This is a genomic window from Chromobacterium sp. LK1, assembly GCF_001043555.1.
GTDB classification, from domain to species: Bacteria; Pseudomonadota; Gammaproteobacteria; order Burkholderiales; family Chromobacteriaceae; genus Chromobacterium; species Chromobacterium aquaticum.
This window is the reverse complement of the sequence record NZ_LDUI01000018.1, coordinates 252,504-269,652: the sequence shown is the minus strand read 5'-3', so window position 1 is coordinate 269,652 and position 17,149 is coordinate 252,504. Positions and strand designations below refer to the sequence as shown.

Below are 17,149 nucleotides of genomic sequence, written 5' to 3'. Positions count from 1 at the left end.
GGTTTGAGAGTCTACACCAACCGGCAAGCCGTTGGCAGAAGTAAGGACGCACCATGCTAGACAACCTGACCAGCCGCCTGTCCGGCGTGATGAAAAATCTGCGCGGCAATGCGCGCTTGACCGAAGCCAATATCCAGGACGCGATGCGCGAAGTGCGCATGGCCTTGCTGGAGGCCGACGTCGCCCTGCCCGTGGTTCGCACCTTTATCGCACAGGTAAAGGAACGCGCGCTAGGCCAAGACGTGGTCGGCAGCCTGACCCCGGGCCAAGCCCTAGTGGGCGTGGTCAATGAAGAATTGACCAAATTGATGGGCGACAAGAACGACGCCCTGAACCTGGCTGCAGTGCCGCCAGCCATTGTGCTGATGGCCGGCCTGCAGGGCGCGGGTAAAACCACCACCGTGGGCAAGCTCGCCAAGCTGCTGAAAGAGACCCAGAAGAAAAAGGTGCTGGTCGTCTCCGCCGACGTCTACCGCCCCGCCGCGATCGAGCAGCTCAAATTGCTGGCCGAACAGGTCGGCGTCGAGTGGTTCCCGTCTTCCGGCGAACAGAATCCGATCGACATCGCCCGCGCGGCGGTGGATCACGCCAAGCGCCACTTCTTCGACGTGCTGATGGTGGACACCGCCGGCCGCCTGGCCATCGACGAAGCGATGATGGCCGAGATCAAGGCGCTGCACGCGGCGCTGAATCCGGTGGAAACCCTGTTCGTCGTTGACGCGATGCAGGGCCAGGACGCCGTCAATACCGCCCAGGCCTTCAATGAAGCCTTGCCGCTGACTGGTGTCATCCTGACCAAGATGGATGGCGATTCCCGCGGCGGCGCGGCGCTGTCGGTGCGCCACATCACTGGCAAGCCAATCAAATTCATCGGCGTCGGCGAAAAAGTGTCCGGCCTCGAACCCTTCCATCCGGACCGGATCGCCAGCCGCATCCTGGGCATGGGCGATGTGCTGTCGCTGATCGAGGAAGTGCAAAAAGGCATCGATCACGACGAGGCCGCCGCCATGGCCAAGAAGTTGAAGTCCGGCAAGGGCTTCGACCTCGAGGATTTCAAGGCGCAGATGCAGCAAATGAAGAAAATGGGCGGCATGAGCAATCTGCTGGAAAAAATGCCGGGCCAACTGGGCCAGATGGCCAAGGGCGTACAGGGCGCGGAGGCGGAGAAAGCCATGCGTCGCATCGAAGGCATCATCAACTCGATGACGCCGCAGGAGCGCCACAAGCCCGAGCTGCTCAAAGCCAGCCGCAAGCGCCGCATCGCCGCCGGCGCCGGGGTCACGGTGCAGGAAGTCAACAAGCTGCTGAACCAATTCGAGCAGACGCAGAAAATGATGAAGCAGTTCTCCTCCAAGGGAGGCATGATGAAGATGCTTCGCGGCATGAAGGGCATGATGCCCGGCATGTAAGCTAAAACGGGTGCCCAGCACCCGTTTTTCTTGATGTAAAAGGATTTCGATGTCGCTCGATGTTGCCGTTCTGACCGATTCGCGCCTGTTGCAGCCGGACGATGAAGACTGGTACCGCAAGCAGGTCCACCTAGAAGACGAAATGGTGTTGGCGGCACTGCAACGCCAGGGTCTGCGCGCGAGCCGCCTGGCCTGGGACGACCCGGACATGTCCTGGTCGGACACCCGCAGCGCGCTATTTCGCAGCACTTGGGATTACTTCGAGCGCTTGCCGGCGTTTTGCGCCTGGCTGGAGCGCGGAGCCGAGCAAACCCGGCTGTTCAACGATATTTCGCTGATACGCTGGAATTTGGACAAGCGTTACCTGTCCGAACTGCAACAAAACGCTGTCCATACCGTAGACACGCACTACATTGAGAAAGGCGCGCCGCAGACACTGCGCCGGCAACTCGATGCCCAGGGCTGGAATGACGCGATCCTGAAGCCGGCCGTTTCCGGTGCCGCGCGGCACACCTACCGCGTCGATCTTGCCGCGGCCGAATCGCTGGAGTGCGTGTACGCCGAGTTGATCCAACAAGAAGCCATGCTGCTGCAACCGATGCAGCGCAATGTGCTGACTCGCGGCGAGTTGTCGCTGATCGTCATCGATGGCCGCTTCAGTCACGCGATCCGCAAAACACCAAAGGCGGGCGATTTCCGCGTGCAGGACGACCATGGTGGCCAGGTTGCCGCGCATCAGGCCTGCGCTCAGGAAATCGCTTTCGCGGAAGCCGCGGTGCGCGCCGTGCCCTTTGATGTGCTCTATGCGCGCGTCGACGTGATTTACGACAACCATGAACGCCTGGCGATCATGGAACTGGAAATGATTGAACCGGAGCTGTTTTTCCGCTTTCGGCCGCAAGCGGCCGATGAATTGGCCGCGGCGCTCGCGCGCCGCTTGAGCTGAACCAGCCGATTTTGTACTGCAACCCGCCAGAACACCGGCAACCCACGTTTGGAACTACCCAGCATGAACCTGACCACGCTGACCGCCCTAAGCCCCCTGGATGGCCGCTACGCCGGCCAAGTCGAGGCCCTGCGCAATCTGTTTTCCGAATACGGCCTGATGAAGTTCCGCATCAAAGTGGAACTGGAATGGCTGAAAATGCTGGCTGCCGAACCAGGCATAGAAGAAGTGCCCGCCTTCTCCGAAGCGACGATCCGCGAGATTGACGATGTGATCGCCAACTTCACGGTGCAGCACGGCGAGGAAGTCAAAGCCATCGAGGCGCGCACCAACCATGACGTCAAGGCCATCGAGTACTGGCTGAAAGAACGCCTGTCCGGCAACCCGGAAGTGATGGCCGCCAGCGAGTTCATCCACTTCGCCTGCACTTCCGAGGACATCAACAATCTGTCGCACGCGCTGATGCTGAAAACCGCGCGCAACACCGTGGCCCTGCCCGCCATCGACGAGGTCATCCACAAGCTGCAGAAACTGGCGCATGAGCTGGCCGACACCGCGATGATGTGCCGCACCCATGGCCAGCCGGCCACGCCATCCACCATGGGCAAGGAATTGGCCAATGCGGTATACCGCCTGAAGCGCCAACGCGAGCAACTGGTGCACCAGGAAATCCTCGGCAAAATCAACGGCGCGGTGGGCAATTACAATGCGCACCTGGTCGCCTATCCGTCCATAGACTGGGAAAGCCTCTGTGGCCGCTTCGTCACTGGCCTGGGCTTGACCTTCAATCCCTACACCATTCAGATCGAGCCGCACGACTACATGGCCGAGCTGTACCAGGTCCTGGGACGGGTCAACACCATCCTGATCGACCTGAACCGCGACATCTGGGGCTATATCTCGCTGGGTTATTTCAAGCAGAAAGTGAAAAAAGACGAAGTCGGCAGCTCCACCATGCCGCACAAGGTCAACCCCATCGATTTCGAGAACGCGGAAGGCAACTTTGGCATGGCCAACGCCATCCTAGGCCACCTGGCGGAAAAGCTGCCGGTATCGCGCTGGCAGCGCGACCTGACTGATTCCACGGTGCTGCGCAATATGGGCGTGGGCTTCGGCTATACCCTGCTAGGCCTGAAGGCCTGCCTGAAAGGCCTGAACAAGCTGGAAATCAATCAGCAAGCAATCGCCACCGAGTTGGACAACAGCTGGGAACTGCTGGCCGAACCGGTGCAGACCGTGATGCGCCGTCATGGCGTGCCCAATCCGTATGAGCAGTTGAAAGAACTGACTCGCGGCAAGGGCGGCATCACCCGCGAAACCCTGCATGCCTTCATCAAGAACCTGGAGCTGCCGGAAACGGAAAAAGCCCGTCTGCTGGAGTTGACTCCCTCAGCTTATATCGGCAAGGCCGCGGAGCTGGCCAAACGTATTTGAGCACCTTGGCTCGAGCATAAAAAAACCGCCGTCACCCGGCGGTTTTTTTTATTTGCTATCCACAATCAACCTTTGCTCGAACAGCTAGCAAAACTGCGACAACAAAAAACCCAGCTTTCAAAAGAAAGCTGGGTTCTTGAATTTGGTTGCGGGGGCAGGATTTGAACCTACGACCTTCGGGTTATGAGCCCGACGAGCTACCAGACTGCTCCACCCCGCGTCAGAGAGGTTGCATATTAAACGTAGGCCGCCCTGCTGTCAAGATATTTTTATATCAAGCCAGTTCATGCACTCCAATTCACCAAACCCAGCTGCCAGGTGGCCAGGATCACCAAGCCAAAGACAATGCGATACCAGGCAAATACATTGAAATTATGGCTGGACACATAGCGGATCAAACCGCGCACCGCGAAGAAAGCGCTGATGAAAGCGGCGATGAAGCCTACGCCTATCACCGGTACATCGGTGGCGGTGAATTGGTGCCAGTGCTTGTACACGTCGTAGAAAGTCGCCGCGAACATGGTCGGCACAGCCAGGAAAAAGGAAAACTCGGTGGCCACCTTGCGATCCAGGCCGAACAGCATGCCGCCGATAATGGTGGAGCCCGAGCGCGAAGTACCCGGCACCATGGCAAACACCTGGGCGATGCCGACCTTCAGCGCGTCCTGCCAGCTCATATCGTCAACGCTGATCACCCGCGGCACCCGTTGCCGACGCTCAACCAGCAGGATGATCACGCCGCCAACCACCAAGGCCAGCGCCACCGTCACCGGGTTGAACAAGTAATGCTTGATCGCCTTGATCGCGAAGAAGCCAATGACCGCCGCCGGCAAAAAAGCCACCAGCAGATTGCTGATGAAGCGCAGCGATTGCGCATCTCGCTGCAAAGCGCCTTGCGCCACACCGAGAAAGCGCTGGCGATATTCCCAGACCACGGCCAGGATCGCCCCTAGCTGAATCACAACTTCAAATACATCGGCATTGTTCTGGAAATCGATCAGATCCCCCACCACGATCAAATGACCGGTGCTGGAAATCGGGAAAAACTCCGTCAGCCCCTCGACGATGCCCAACAATAAGGCCTTGGCCAGCAACATCACATCCATATCCATCCCCCATCAAGAATTAAGACGCACAAAAGGCAGCCACGGGGCTGCCTTCTTCACGAACCATTACGGTCGATTATTATTTTTTCTCGGCTCGGGCCTTGGCCACCAGCTCATTGATCACCTGTACCATGCGCTCCGGCGCCACCGGCTTCACCACATACTTGCCGTTGACGATGACGGTGGGCGTGCCCTGAATCGCATAGTCGCGGGTCATCTTGGTGGCCCTGGCCACCTGCGCATTCACGCCGAAGGACTTGTAAGCCTGCATCACATTGGCGACATTAACGCCCGGCTGCTGTTTCAGCCAACCATTGAACACCGCTTCATCCGACAGATTGACGCGCGACTTCACGACAGCTTCAAAAGCGGGCCGGTGCAGCTTGTCATAGGTACCGGAGCTCTTGAAGGCGGCAAACATGCGCACAAAGCCTTCCATCGACTTCTGCCATACGATCTGCTCCTTGGTGAAACTCACATCGGCCGGCTTGCTCTTCTCCCAGGCGCTCATCGCCGGCTCAAGGTCCAGGCAATGGATGCAGTGATAGGAGAAAAACTCGATCACTTCCACTTTCTTGGGATCGGCCACTGGCTGCGGCGTCGCCAGCATGGTGTAATCCTTGCCCAGTTCAATCGCAGCGTTCGCCAGGCCGCTGAACAGCATCAAAGAAAGCAATAACCACTTTTTCATTCTCGATTTTCCTAATAGAGGAAGAGTTTATTCCGCCTTGACGACTGTTGCGCCAATACCGTCCTGCTTCAACTGGGCCTTCACCCTATCGACCTCGTCCTGACGGCTGTATGGCCCCACCCGAACCCGGTGCACCAAGCCCTTCTCCGGCACGGTTACCGACTGGATCTTGGCCTCCACGCCCAGCAAGGCCAGTTTCGCCTTGAGGTTATCGGCCTCGTCCTGGTTCTGGAAGGAGCCCAGTTGCAAGTAAACCTTTTTGGCAGCCGGCGGGTTAGAAGGTTCCGTCGCCTTGCCATTCTTGCCCGGCACCGCATCCACCTGCCCTGGCAGTATCTTGTAGAAGTCGAAACGCTGCTCATCCTTGCCCGCATCCTTGGCTGCTGGCGCGGCCGGCTTGACCGGCACCTCGGCCGGCATCGGCGGCGGAGCCGTCGGCTCCTGGGCCGGCTTGACCGCCGGAGCCGGCGTGACCGCGGTTTCCGAGGCAGCATCGGCAATACGCGTGCCGGGCGCCAGCAACTCGGTAGGCGGCGCGGAAGCGCCTGCGGTCTTGCGGTCCAGTTTTTCCAAGTTGCTGAATGGGGTGGAGGATTTATTCAGATACATGGCGAGGCCAACCGCGACGGCGACGCCGACAATCAGCCCGATGACGATGCCAGCCACCATGCCGCCGCCTCCGCTTTTGGCGCCGGAAGACCGGCTGCGGGAACTACGGGAGGAATTTTTTAAATCTCGATTTGCCATGCACCACTTACGCTTTTAGCTAATCAAATAGTTGGTAAAACTATCTGGATTGATCAATTCTTTATTTATTCTAGCCATTGGGCATTGCCGCGCGCCGCAATTGGATCGCTTGCAATACATGCTCCCGCATGACCATAGCCTGACCTTGCAGATCGGCAATGGTTCTGGAAACCCGAAGTATCCGATGATAAGCGCGCGCCGACAAGCCGATCTTGTCCAAAGCCTGGCGCAATAATGCCAATGCATCGGCGTGAAAGCCGCCTATGCCCTCCAATTCCACGCCGCTGAGTTCGGCATTCGCCTTGCCTTGCCGCGCCAATTGCCGGTGATACGCGCATTCCACCCGCTCCCGGACGCGTTCGCTGCTTTCGCCGGCGCTTCCCGCCACCAATTCCTTGGCCGGCAAGGGCGGCACCTCGATATGCAAATCAATGCGATCCAGCAAAGGCCCCGAGATTTTACCCCGATAACGATCTACCTGCTCTGGCGTGCAGCGGCATTTTCCGCTGAAATGCCCAAGATAGCCACATGGGCACGGATTCATCGCCGCAATCAATTGAAACCGTGCAGGGAAGCTGGCCTGGCGCGCAGCGCGTGAAATATGGATGACACCGGCCTCCAGCGGCTCGCGCAAAACCTCCAGCACTTTGCGGTCGAACTCGGGCAACTCGTCCAGAAACAATACCCCATGATGCGCCAAGCTGATTTCCCCTGGCCTCGGATCGCTGCCGCCGCCCACCAGGGCCACGGCGGAAGCGGTGTGGTGCGGAGAGCGAAAGGGCCGAACGCCCCAGCTGTCCAAGGTAAAGCCTCCCGTGGTCAGAGAGCGTACCGCCGCGCTCTCCAAAGCTTCATCATCCGGCATCTCTGGCAAGATACCGGGCAAACGCGCGGCCAACATCGACTTGCCGGTACCGGGCGGCCCCATCAGCAATAGGCTGTGGCGCCCCGCCGCCGCCACTTCCAAGGCATGGCGCGCCAGCGGCTGCCCCTTGATGTCGCACAGATCCGGATAACTTGGCCTAGCCTCGGCATCGCCCGGCTCGGGCCGGCATGGCTGCAAGAGCTGCAAACCGTTGAGAAAGGCGCAGGCCTCAAGCAGAGTGTCCACGCCATACAAGGACATGCCCTCCAGCACCGCGGCTTCCTTGGCACTGGCCTGCGGCAAGATAAAGGCGCGGCCGGCGGCCCGCGTCTTGCAAGCCATGGCCAAGGCGCCGCGCACTGGTCGCAATGCGCCGGTCAATGCCAGTTCGCCGGCTATTTCGTACTCGGACAAGGTGGCGCAACGCACCTGGCCGCTCGCCACCAGAATGCCGATGGCGATGGGCAGGTCGAAGCGGCCTGAATCCTTGGGCAGATCTGCAGGCGCCAGATTGACAGTGATGCGCCGAGCGGGAAATTCGAAACCAGAGGTCAGGATTGCCGCGCGCACTCGCTCACGGCTTTCCTTGACCTCCAAATCCGGCAGGCCGACGATGGTGAATGCGGGCAAGCCGTTGGCCAGGTGCACTTCCACGGCCACTTCGGGCGCGTCCAGGCCGGACAAGGCCCGGCTTGCCACCACGGCCAGCGCCATGGGACTCAGGAGTGGCCTAGCTCGGACTGGGCCTCGGTCTTGGCCGCGGCTTCATCCGGAAAGACTTGCGCTTCCAGACGCGCCAATTGACGTTCCAGCTGCGCCAGTTTCTCGCGGGTGCGCGCCAACACCTCCTGTTGCACGTCAAACTCCTCCCGCGTCACCAGATCCATCTTGGAAAAAGTGGAAGCCATCATCGCCTTGACGTTCTTCTCGATGTCCTTGGCCGGACTGGCGGCGATGGTCTCGCTGATCTTGTTGCCGATTTCTTCGAACAGTTTCTGGCTCAGCATGCTGCGGCTCCTTGATGTGGATAAGTGATAACAGCGCAGAGTGTAGCAAAAAGCCCAAGCCGCCACCTGCTGGAACGCGCGGCGCGCTTGCCTTCGCCACTGTAGCACCAAATCAGTGCGCCACCGCCTCACCGCGTGCACAGTAAAAGTGCCAAAACGGCCAGTACAGGCCGTTTTTGCATTGCAACATGATTCCAGGGTTTTCTTTTGCGCTAAGCAGCGCCTGGCACGATTCATGCGTATTGGTGGTTCAGCAGCGCTCAACCCAAGACACCGGATCATCCGACCCTAAGGAGCAGTCATGAAACTCGTTTCTGCCATCATCAAACCCTTCAAGCTCGATGAAGTCCGCGAGGCCCTGTCCGCCATCGGCGTACAAGGGGTCACCGTCACCGAGGTCAAAGGCTTCGGTCGCCAGAAAGGACACACCGAACTCTACCGCGGCGCGGAATACGTGGTGGACTTCCTGCCCAAGGTCAAGCTGGAGATCGCCATCGACGACTCCTTGCTCGACCAGGTGGTGGAGGCCATAGTGAAATCCGCCCGCACCGGCAAGATCGGCGACGGCAAGATCTTCGTCTACGAACTGGAGCAGGTCGTGCGCATCCGCACCGGCGAAACCGGCGCGGACGCGGTCTGAACCAATCATTAGCAGACAGGGGAAACGATAATGAAAAAACTGCTCGCAATCACTCTGCTCGCCGGCGGTTGCCTGGCGGCTCCGTTGGCGTTCGCCGCCGCTCCGGCCGGTCCGGCCATCGCCGACGCCAAAAGCATCAATGCCGGCGACACCGCCTGGATGCTGATCTCCACCGCGCTGGTGCTGTTCATGACCATTCCCGGCCTCGCCCTGTTCTATGGCGGCATGGTGCGCAAGAAGAACGTGCTGGCCACCTTGATGCAAAGCTTCGCCATCACCGCACTGATCACGGTGTTGTGGGTCGTCATCGGCTACAGTCTGGCCTTCACCGTTGGCTCCCCCTATCTGGGCGACCTGAGCCGCGTGATGCTGGACGGCATGGTCTATCTCAAGGATGCCGGCAAACTGGCGGTGCATCCGCTGGCCGCCACTATTCCGGAATCGGTGTTCATGACCTTCCAGATGACCTTCGCCATTATCACGCCGGCGCTAATCACCGGCGCTTTCGCCGAACGGATGAAGTTTTCCGCCATGCTGGCCTTCATGGCGCTGTGGTCATTGCTGGTTTATGTGCCGGTGGCACACTGGGTCTGGGCGCCAGGAGGCTGGATGGCGGATAAAGGCGTGCTCGATTTCGCAGGCGGCACCGTGGTTCACATCAACGCCGGTATCGCCGGCCTAGTGACCGCCTTGGTGCTGGGTAAGCGCGTCGGCTTCGGCAAGGAAGCGATGCCACCGCACAACCTGGTATTGACCCTGGTGGGCGCATCCATGCTGTGGGTGGGCTGGTTCGGCTTCAATGCAGGCTCCGCCGGCGCCGCGGATGGCCGCGCCGGCATGGCGATGGTCACCACCCAGCTTGCCACCGCCGCCGCAGCGCTGGCCTGGATGTTCGCCGAGTGGATCACCAAGAAAAAACCCTCGGTGCTCGGCATCGCCTCTGGCGCGGTAGCCGGCCTGGTTGCCATCACTCCGGCGGCCGGCTTCGTCGACGTCAAAGGCGCGCTGATCATTGGCATTGCCGCTGGCGTTGTCTGCTTCTGGGGCGCTACCGGCCTCAAGCATATGCTGGGCTATGACGATTCGCTGGACGCCTTTGGCGTGCACGGCATCGGCGGCATCTTGGGCGCCTTGCTGACCGGTGTGCTGGCGGTGAAAGAAATTGGCGGCGCCGATGGCAGCCTGGCCGCCCAGGCCTTGGGCGTTGGGGTTACCGCGCTGTATTGCGCCATCGTCACCTTCATCCTGTTGAAGCTGATCAATGCGGTGATAGGGCTGCGCGTGGCTGAAGACGAGGAGCGCGAAGGCCTGGACCTTATCCTCCATGGCGAGCGCGTCGAATAAATCAGGTTTTCTTGTTGTGCTAAGGGACTTGGGGCGCCGCTGGCGCCCTTTTTTTCGAGCGGTTAACAAAGCCCTGATGCTGCATTGCGCCGACTTGCCGTACTCGAGTACAAGTTGCGTCGGCGCGCCTTGCCTCAGCCGTGAAACTGATAATATTAGCTGCTCCAAGAACCTGTTTACGATCTGCTGCGCGTCGTCGACGCGTTACACGGTGAGTACGTCTTCGAAATACTCATGTACCGTATGTACACTCCGCTTTCTCAGCCGTTTTCGCCTTGTCTCGCCCTAGCTCGCGAAACCGTAAACAGATTCTTAGCACCATATAAAAAAAGCCGACCTGAGTAGGCCGGCTTTCGATGCTTGGATAGGCGTTATTTGACGATGCGTAGACTGGGACGACCGCTGGGCTTGGCCGGCGCTTCCGCGGCCGGCGTCTCGTCCTGCTTGGCTTCCTCATCGGCGGCAACCGGCTTCAGCGCCGGCGCGGCGGCCTCCTCGGCCCCCAGCTCCACTTCGAAGCCCATGCCTTCGCCTGTCTCCCGGGCGAAAATAGACATTACATTGCCGATAGGCACCCAGATATCGCGGGACACACCACCAAAACGAGCGGAAAACGACAGCCACTCGTTATCGATGCGCAGATTCTTGGTGGCCGACAAGCCGATGTTCAGCACGATCTCGTTGTTCTTCACGTACTCGCGCGGCACATCGGCGCGCTCATTGACCCATACCACCACATAGGGCGTGAAGCCGTTGTCGCCACACCATTCATGCAGCGCGCGGATCATGTAGGGCTTGGTGCTGGAGCTCATTGGCAGTCCTTATTTGCGCATGGCCTTTTCGGACGGCGTCAGCGAATCGATGAAGGACTGACGCTGGAAGATACGCTCGGCGTACTTCAGGATAGGCGCCGAATTCTTGCCCAGATCGATATTGTAATGCTCAAGACGCCACATCAGCGGCGCGATCGCCACGTCAATCATAGAGAAATCATCGCCCAGCATGAACTTCTGCTTGGAGAAAATCGGCGCTATCGTGGTCAGACCGTCGCGGATCGCTTCACGCGCCTTGCTGGCTTCCTTGCCGGTGGCTCCAGCCTCCAGCGCCTTGACGTGAATGAACAGCTCGTTCTCGAAGCGGTACAAGAACAAACGGGCGCGCGCGCGCATCACCGGATCCGCCGGCATCAGCTGCGGGTGCGGGAAGCGCTCGTCGATGTACTCGTTGATGATATTGGATTCGTGCAGGATCAAATCGCGCTCGACCAATACCGGCACCTCATTGTAGGGATTCATCACCGCCAGATCTTCCGGCTTGTTATGGATATCCACATCAATGATTTCGAAATCCATTCCCTTTTCAAAAAGCACGATGCGACAACGCTGGCTGAACGGGCAGGTAATTCCGGAGTAAAGAGTCATCATGGCAGGAGGAAATCCTTAACTAACAATGGGTTGATTCAGCTGAGCATTCTAGCACTTTCCACCTGCCAATTTCCAGCACAGTTACATAAGGCCATGATTAAAAAGAAAAAAGGCGGAATTCTCCGCCTTTTTCACAAACCCGAATCGGGCTTAATGCACGTCGCGCCAGTACTCTTTCTTCAAGAAATACGCCAACGGCAACAGCAGCAGCGACAAGAACATCAACACGACATAACCGATCTGCTGACGCTTCACCTGAGCCGGCTCGCCGATATAGACCAGGAAGTTGGTCAGGTCCGCCATGCGCTTGTCGAACTCCACGGTGTTCGCCTTGCCGTTCTCAAGCTTGGTCAAGGAGCCGGCCTTGATCAGCTCCAGCTTGTGCTCTTCATGGCCTTCCGCGTTCTTCTCGGTCTTCAGCACCTGCTCGCCCTGCCATTCCCAGAAGATGTGCGGCATGCCCACCTTGTCGAACACAGCGTTGTTCCAACCGGTCGGACGGCTGGGATCGCGGTAGAAGCCGCGCAGATAGCCGTACAGATAATCGGCGCCGCGCGAACGAGCGATCAGCGACAGATCCGGCGGCGTAGCGCCGAACCAGGCCTGGGCATCCTTCTTGTTCATCGCCACATTCATCTGCTCGCCGATCTTGGTGCCTTCCGGCAATAGATTGGCCTTGATCTGCTCTTCGGTCAGACCGATATCGGTCAGGCGGTTATAACGCATCGCGCTGGCCGAGTGGCAGGACAGACAATAGTTGGTGAAGATCTGCGCGCCGCGCTGCAAGCTTTCCGTATCCTGGATATCGATCGGCGCCTTGGGCAACTTGGGCCCTTCACCTGCGGCAAGAGCCGTGCCGGCAAACGGCAGAGCCAGCACCATGGCCGCGATCAGGTGGCGGATTTTGCTTTTCATGAGTCCTTTCCCCTTCTTACACGTTCATGGCGAATACGGTTGCGGCCACCACAGTCACCGCCACCAGCACGGCGAACTGGATCTTGCGCTTGGTATTGGTCTCGGTCACCCGCGTCGGCACCGGGATGCTGCCCACATCGTTCTTGGTGTAGAACGGCATGCCCAGGAAGAAGGCGAAGTAGACGAACGAGAGCACCTGTGCGATCACGGTGCGGGCATTGGTGGACGGCAAGGCGCCCAGAATGCCCAGGCCGATGAAGGCCACGATGAACAGGACCAGCATGAACTTGAACTTGGGACCGCGATAACGGATGGATTTCACCGGCGAGCGATCCAGCCACGGCAGGAAGGCGATCAGCACCACCGCCGCGCCCATTGCCAAGACGCCCCATACCTGGGTGCCCAGGAAGGACGGAATGGCGCGCAAGATGGCGTAGAACGGGGTGAAGTACCATACCGGCGCGATATGCGGCGGTGTCTTCAGCGGATCGGCCTGGTCAAAGTTCGGATGCTCCAGGAAGTAACCGCCCATCTCCGGCATGAAGAAGACGATGGCGGAGAACACGATCAGGAACACCACCACGCCCAGGATATCCTTGACGGTGTAGTAAGGATGGAACGGAATGCCGTCCAGCGGAATGCCCTTCTCATCCTTCAACTTCTTGATTTCGACGCCGTCCGGGTTATTGGAACCGACTTCATGCAGCGCGATCAGGTGGGCAACCACCAATGCCAGCAGCACCAGCGGCACCGCGATCACATGCAGCGCGAAGAAGCGGTTCAGCGTGGCGTCAGACACCACGTAGTCGCCACGAATCCACACCGACAGGTCCGGACCGATCACCGGGATGGAGCCGAACAGATTGACGATCACCTGCGCGCCCCAGAACGACATCTGTCCCCATGGCAGCAGATAGCCCATGAAGGCCTCGGCCATCAGGCACAGGAAGATCAGCGTGCCGAACACCCACACCAGTTCACGCGGCTGCTTGTAGGAGCCGTAAATCAGGCCGCGGAACATGTGCAGATACACCACCACGAAGAACATCGACGCGCCGGTGGAGTGCATGTAGCGGATGATCCAGCCACCGGCCACATCGCGCATGATGTATTCGACCGAGGCGAAGGCAACCGGGATGCCGGCACCATTCAAGGTACCGTCCGGCTTGTAGTTCATGGTCAGGAAAATACCGGTGACGATCTGAATCACCAGCACCAGCATGGCCAGCGAACCGAAGAAGTACCAGAAGTTGAAGTTCTTCGGCGCGTAATACTCGGTGACGTGCTCCTTGAGCATCGACGACAGCGGGAAGCGTTCGTCCACCCAATTGAGCAGTTTTTGTCCTTTAGTCATGTAGCCCCCTCAGCTTATTTGTCTTCGCCAATCAGCAGGCGGGTGTCGGACAGATATTTGTGCGGCGGAATTTCCAGGTTCTTAGGTGCCGGCACGCCTTTGTAGACGCGCGCGGCTAGGTCGAACTTGGAACCATGACACGGGCAATAGAAGCCACCCAGCCAGTCCGGGCCCAAATCAGCGGGCGCGATATCCGGACGGTGGGTCGGCGAACAGCCCAAGTGGGTGCAAATACCGACAGCCACCAGCAACTCGGGCTTGATCGAGCGATGCTCGTTCTGGCAGTAAGCCGGCTGCTGTTCCATCTCGGACTTGGGATCGACCAGCTTGTCATCCAGCTTGGGTAGATTTTTCAGCTGCTCCGGCGTGCGGTTCAACACCCACACCGGCTTGCCGCGCCACTCGACGTTGATTTTCTGGCCCGGCTCGATCTTGCCGATATCCACTTCGACGGGAGCGCCAGCGGCCTTTGCCCTCTCGGACGGGAAGAAACTCATCAGAAACGGCGTCGCCACTCCGGCCACCGCCACACCACCAACAGCGCTGGTTGCAACCGTCAGAAAGCGACGGCGCCCCGTATCGACTTGTTGTTCACTCATTACAGTCATCCTCAAACGTGGAAACCGAGCCCAAAACTGCCTGATTTTACCCGATTCCGAGTAGGGACTTGAAGCATCTATGCAAATAAATTGCCCGCGGCCCCATCCTGCCCCCTAAACCGGGTTGGAAATATCGACAAATTCGACACTTATGCCATGGAGCTGGGCCAGATGTTCGCCCAAAGCCTTGACGCCAAACCGCTCGGTGGCGTGGTGACCCGCCGCGATAAACGCAACATCACACTCCATTGCCATATGATGATTTTGCTCCGAGGCCTCGCCGGTGATGAAAGCATCCACCCCCAACGCAATCGCCTCGGCAAAAAAACCCTGCGCTCCGCCGGTGCACCAGGCCACACGCGAAACCTTCTTATCACCACGTCCCAGCAACAAGGCATCCCGGCCCAGGCACGCGGAGACATGAGTGGCAAAGTCCGCTGCGCTGCCGGCGGCCGGCCACTCCCCATGCCACAACAAACCCTGCTCGCCGTCCTGACCTCGGGCCTCCAGCTCCAGCACCTTGCCCAACATCGCGTTATTGCCAAACTCCAGGTGGCCATCCAGCGGCAAGTGGTAGGCCAGCAGACTCAAATCCTGCTGCAGCAAGGTTTTCACACGCTGGCGTTTCATGCCGCAGATAGGCGCGTCCTCGCCTTTCCAGAAATAACCATGATGCACCAACAGCGCATCGGCACCGCGCGCCACCGCGGCATCGATCAAGGCTTGCGAGGCGGTGACCCCCGTCACCACTCGCTTCACCTCCCGCCGCCCCTCCACCTGCAGGCCGTTGGGTGCGTAGTCCTTGTAGCGCCACGGCTCCAGAATCGTATCCAGGCTACTCTGCAATGCCAGCAAATCCATTGCGTACTCCTTAATTTAATATATGCCCCAGCCTTATTTTGCCAGAAGCCGACACCTAAACCGCGCATATAAAGAAAAACCCCGCTTGCGCGGGGTTTCTCAATGCGGACTTGGCGTCAGCTTACATCATGCCGCCCATGCCACCCATGCCGCCCATATCCGGCATGCCGGCCGCCGGCTTGTCTTCCGGCAGTTCAGCGATCATGCAGTCGGTGGTCAGCATCAGGCCAGCTACCGAAGCAGCGTGCTGCAGAGCGGAGCGGGTCACCTTGGCCGGATCCAGCACGCCCATTTCCAGCATATCGCCGTACTCGCCGCTGGCGGCGTTGTAACCGAAGTTGCCCTTGCCTTCCAGCACCTTGTTCACCACGACCGACGGCTCTTCACCGGCGTTCTTGACGATCTGGCGCAGCGGGGCTTCAATCGCCTTCAGCACGATCTTGAGACCAGCGTCCTGATCCGCATTGTCGGTTTTCAGGGTATCCAGGGTGGAGCGCGCGCGCAGCAGCGCTACGCCGCCGCCGGCCACAACGCCTTCTTCCACAGCCGCGCGAGTAGCGTGCAGCGCGTCTTCAACGCGAGCCTTCTTCTCTTTCATTTCCACTTCAGTGGCTGCGCCAACCTTGATCACAGCAACACCGCCGGCCAGCTTGGCCACGCGCTCTTGCAGCTTCTCACGGTCGTAATCGGAAGTGGCTTCTTCCATCTGCTTGCGGATCTCGCCCACGCGGGACTGGATCTCAGCGGCTTGACCGGCGCCATCGATGATGGTCGTGTTTTCCTTGCCCACTTCAACGCGCTTGGCTTGGCCCAGCATTTCCAGCGAGGCTTTTTCCAGAGTCAGGCCCACTTCTTCGGCAATCACGGTGCCGCCGGTCAGGATGGCGATATCCTGCAGCATGGCCTTGCGACGATCGCCAAAGCCCGGGGCTTTAACGGCAACCACTTTCAGAATGCCGCGGATGGTGTTAACCACCAGAGTCGCCAGCGCTTCGCCTTCAACGTCTTCGGCGATGATCAGCAGCGGACGGCCGGACTTGGCCACTTGCTCCAGAACCGGCAGCAGGTCGCGGATGTTGGAGATTTTCTTGTCGAACAGCAGGATGAAGGGATTGTCCAGAGCGGCAATCTGCTTGTCCTGGTTGTTGATGAAGTACGGGGACAGGTAGCCGCGGTCGAACTGCATGCCTTCAACCACGTCCAGCTCGTTGTTCAGGCTCTTGCCGTCTTCAACGGTGATCACGCCTTCCTTGCCCACTTTTTCCATGGCATTGGCGATGATGTCGCCGATGTCGGAATCAGAGTTGGCGGAAATGGAGCCAACCTGAGCGATTTCCTTGGTTGTGGCGCACGGCTTGGCGATCTTGGCGATCTCACCCACCAGCGAGGCAACGGCCTTGTCGATGCCACGCTTCAGATCCATCGGGTTCATGCCGGCGGCAACGTACTTCATGCCTTCCAGTACGATGGCTTGAGCCAGCACGGTGGCGGTGGTGGTGCCGTCGCCGGCCACGTCGGAAGTCTTGGAAGCGACTTCTTTCACCATCTGCGCGCCCATGTTCTCGAACTTGTCCTTCAGTTCGATTTCCTTGGCGACGGATACGCCATCCTTGGTGATGGTCGGCGCGCCGAAGGAGCGATCCAGCACGACATTGCGGCCTTTCGGGCCCAGAGTCACTTTAACGGCATCAGCCAGGATGTTGACGCCGGTTACCATCTTGGCGCGAGCGGAATCACCGAATTTTACGTCTTTAGCAGCCATTCTTTAAATCTCCAGAATTCTGTGTAGGGAAGTTCAGATGCGGGT

The 17,149-nt window shown here is 59.2% G+C and carries 17 protein-coding genes and 1 tRNA gene; 5 read left to right on the top strand and 13 right to left on the bottom strand.

The genetic code is table 11. The features are described 5' to 3' along the window. The first annotated feature begins 53 nt into the window (after nucleotides 1-53). From ffh to purB, 3 genes are all read left to right on the top strand, one after another. On the top strand, nucleotides 54-1,409 hold the full coding sequence (ffh, locus tag VI26_RS09785) for a signal recognition particle protein (RefSeq protein ID WP_048409534.1): 1,356 nt from the start codon (nucleotides 54-56) through the stop codon (nucleotides 1,407-1,409). Between the two features lie 49 nt (nucleotides 1,410-1,458). Next, complete coding sequence (locus VI26_RS09780; protein ID WP_048409533.1) at nucleotides 1,459-2,355, top strand: RimK family alpha-L-glutamate ligase; 897 nt, start codon at nucleotides 1,459-1,461, stop codon at nucleotides 2,353-2,355. A gap of 63 nt (nucleotides 2,356-2,418) precedes the next feature. Next, nucleotides 2,419-3,789 carry an adenylosuccinate lyase gene (gene purB, locus VI26_RS09775; protein WP_048409532.1) on the top strand — a complete coding sequence of 457 codons (1,371 nt, stop codon included), beginning with the start codon at nucleotides 2,419-2,421 and terminating at the stop codon, nucleotides 3,787-3,789. A gap of 143 nt (nucleotides 3,790-3,932) precedes the next feature. On the opposite strand, the gene VI26_RS09770 is transcribed toward purB, so the two are convergent. The 6 genes from VI26_RS09770 to VI26_RS09745 form a co-directional block, all read right to left on the bottom strand. Then, nucleotides 3,933-4,009, bottom strand: a tRNA-Met gene (locus VI26_RS09770). A gap of 64 nt (nucleotides 4,010-4,073) precedes the next feature. Next, entirely contained in the window at nucleotides 4,074-4,895 is an 822-nt protein-coding gene (locus tag VI26_RS09765; protein ID WP_048409676.1) for an undecaprenyl-diphosphate phosphatase, read from the bottom strand. A gap of 79 nt (nucleotides 4,896-4,974) precedes the next feature. After that, nucleotides 4,975-5,586 carry a thiol:disulfide interchange protein DsbA/DsbL gene (locus VI26_RS09760; RefSeq protein ID WP_048409531.1) on the bottom strand — a complete coding sequence of 204 codons (612 nt, stop codon included), beginning with the start codon at nucleotides 5,584-5,586 and terminating at the stop codon, nucleotides 4,975-4,977. A 27-nt stretch (nucleotides 5,587-5,613) separates the two neighbouring features. Continuing rightward, nucleotides 5,614-6,255 (bottom strand): SPOR domain-containing protein, encoded by a 642-nt coding sequence (locus tag VI26_RS09755; protein WP_231462449.1) that lies wholly within the window; start codon nucleotides 6,253-6,255, stop codon nucleotides 5,614-5,616. A 148-nt stretch (nucleotides 6,256-6,403) separates the two neighbouring features. Further along, the gene (locus tag VI26_RS09750; RefSeq protein ID WP_048409529.1) at nucleotides 6,404-7,912 is read right to left on the bottom strand and encodes a YifB family Mg chelatase-like AAA ATPase; all 1,509 of its coding nucleotides are present in this window, start codon (nucleotides 7,910-7,912) and stop codon (nucleotides 6,404-6,406) included. A 5-nt stretch (nucleotides 7,913-7,917) separates the two neighbouring features. After that, nucleotides 7,918-8,205, bottom strand: a complete 288-nt coding sequence (locus VI26_RS09745; RefSeq protein WP_048409528.1) for an accessory factor UbiK family protein — start codon at nucleotides 8,203-8,205, stop codon at nucleotides 7,918-7,920. Between the two features lie 301 nt (nucleotides 8,206-8,506). Between VI26_RS09745 and glnK the strand changes: the two genes are divergently transcribed. Together glnK and VI26_RS09735 are read left to right on the top strand one after the other, a co-directional pair. Next, nucleotides 8,507-8,845 carry a P-II family nitrogen regulator gene (gene glnK, locus VI26_RS09740; protein ID WP_048409527.1) on the top strand — a complete coding sequence of 113 codons (339 nt, stop codon included), beginning with the start codon at nucleotides 8,507-8,509 and terminating at the stop codon, nucleotides 8,843-8,845. Between the two features lie 27 nt (nucleotides 8,846-8,872). Further along, nucleotides 8,873-10,189, top strand: a complete 1,317-nt coding sequence (locus VI26_RS09735; protein ID WP_369799203.1) for an ammonium transporter — start codon at nucleotides 8,873-8,875, stop codon at nucleotides 10,187-10,189. A gap of 371 nt (nucleotides 10,190-10,560) precedes the next feature. On the opposite strand, the gene VI26_RS09730 is transcribed toward VI26_RS09735, so the two are convergent. The 7 genes from VI26_RS09730 to groL all read right to left on the bottom strand — a co-directional run bounded on the left by VI26_RS09730 (nucleotide 10,561) and on the right by groL (nucleotide 17,104). Further along, nucleotides 10,561-11,001 carry a ClpXP protease specificity-enhancing factor gene (locus VI26_RS09730; protein WP_048409525.1) on the bottom strand — a complete coding sequence of 147 codons (441 nt, stop codon included), beginning with the start codon at nucleotides 10,999-11,001 and terminating at the stop codon, nucleotides 10,561-10,563. Between the two features lie 9 nt (nucleotides 11,002-11,010). Next, entirely contained in the window at nucleotides 11,011-11,613 is a 603-nt protein-coding gene (locus VI26_RS09725; protein ID WP_048409524.1) for a glutathione S-transferase N-terminal domain-containing protein, read from the bottom strand. Nucleotides 11,614-11,763: 150 nt separating this feature from the next. After that, nucleotides 11,764-12,528 (bottom strand): cytochrome c1, encoded by a 765-nt coding sequence (locus VI26_RS09720; protein ID WP_048409523.1) that lies wholly within the window; start codon nucleotides 12,526-12,528, stop codon nucleotides 11,764-11,766. Nucleotides 12,529-12,544: 16 nt separating this feature from the next. After that, a complete protein-coding gene (locus VI26_RS09715) occupies nucleotides 12,545-13,882 on the bottom strand; it encodes a cytochrome bc complex cytochrome b subunit (RefSeq protein ID WP_048409522.1) in 1,338 nt (445 codons plus the stop codon). 14 nt (nucleotides 13,883-13,896) lie between these two features. Next, on the bottom strand, nucleotides 13,897-14,481 hold the full coding sequence (petA, locus tag VI26_RS09710) for a ubiquinol-cytochrome c reductase iron-sulfur subunit (protein ID WP_048409521.1): 585 nt from the start codon (nucleotides 14,479-14,481) through the stop codon (nucleotides 13,897-13,899). A 114-nt stretch (nucleotides 14,482-14,595) separates the two neighbouring features. Then, the gene (locus tag VI26_RS09705; RefSeq protein ID WP_048409520.1) at nucleotides 14,596-15,342 is read right to left on the bottom strand and encodes a Nif3-like dinuclear metal center hexameric protein; all 747 of its coding nucleotides are present in this window, start codon (nucleotides 15,340-15,342) and stop codon (nucleotides 14,596-14,598) included. A gap of 121 nt (nucleotides 15,343-15,463) precedes the next feature. Continuing rightward, nucleotides 15,464-17,104 (bottom strand): chaperonin GroEL, encoded by a 1,641-nt coding sequence (gene groL, locus VI26_RS09700; RefSeq protein WP_048409519.1) that lies wholly within the window; start codon nucleotides 17,102-17,104, stop codon nucleotides 15,464-15,466. Between the last annotated feature and the right edge of the window lie 45 nt (nucleotides 17,105-17,149).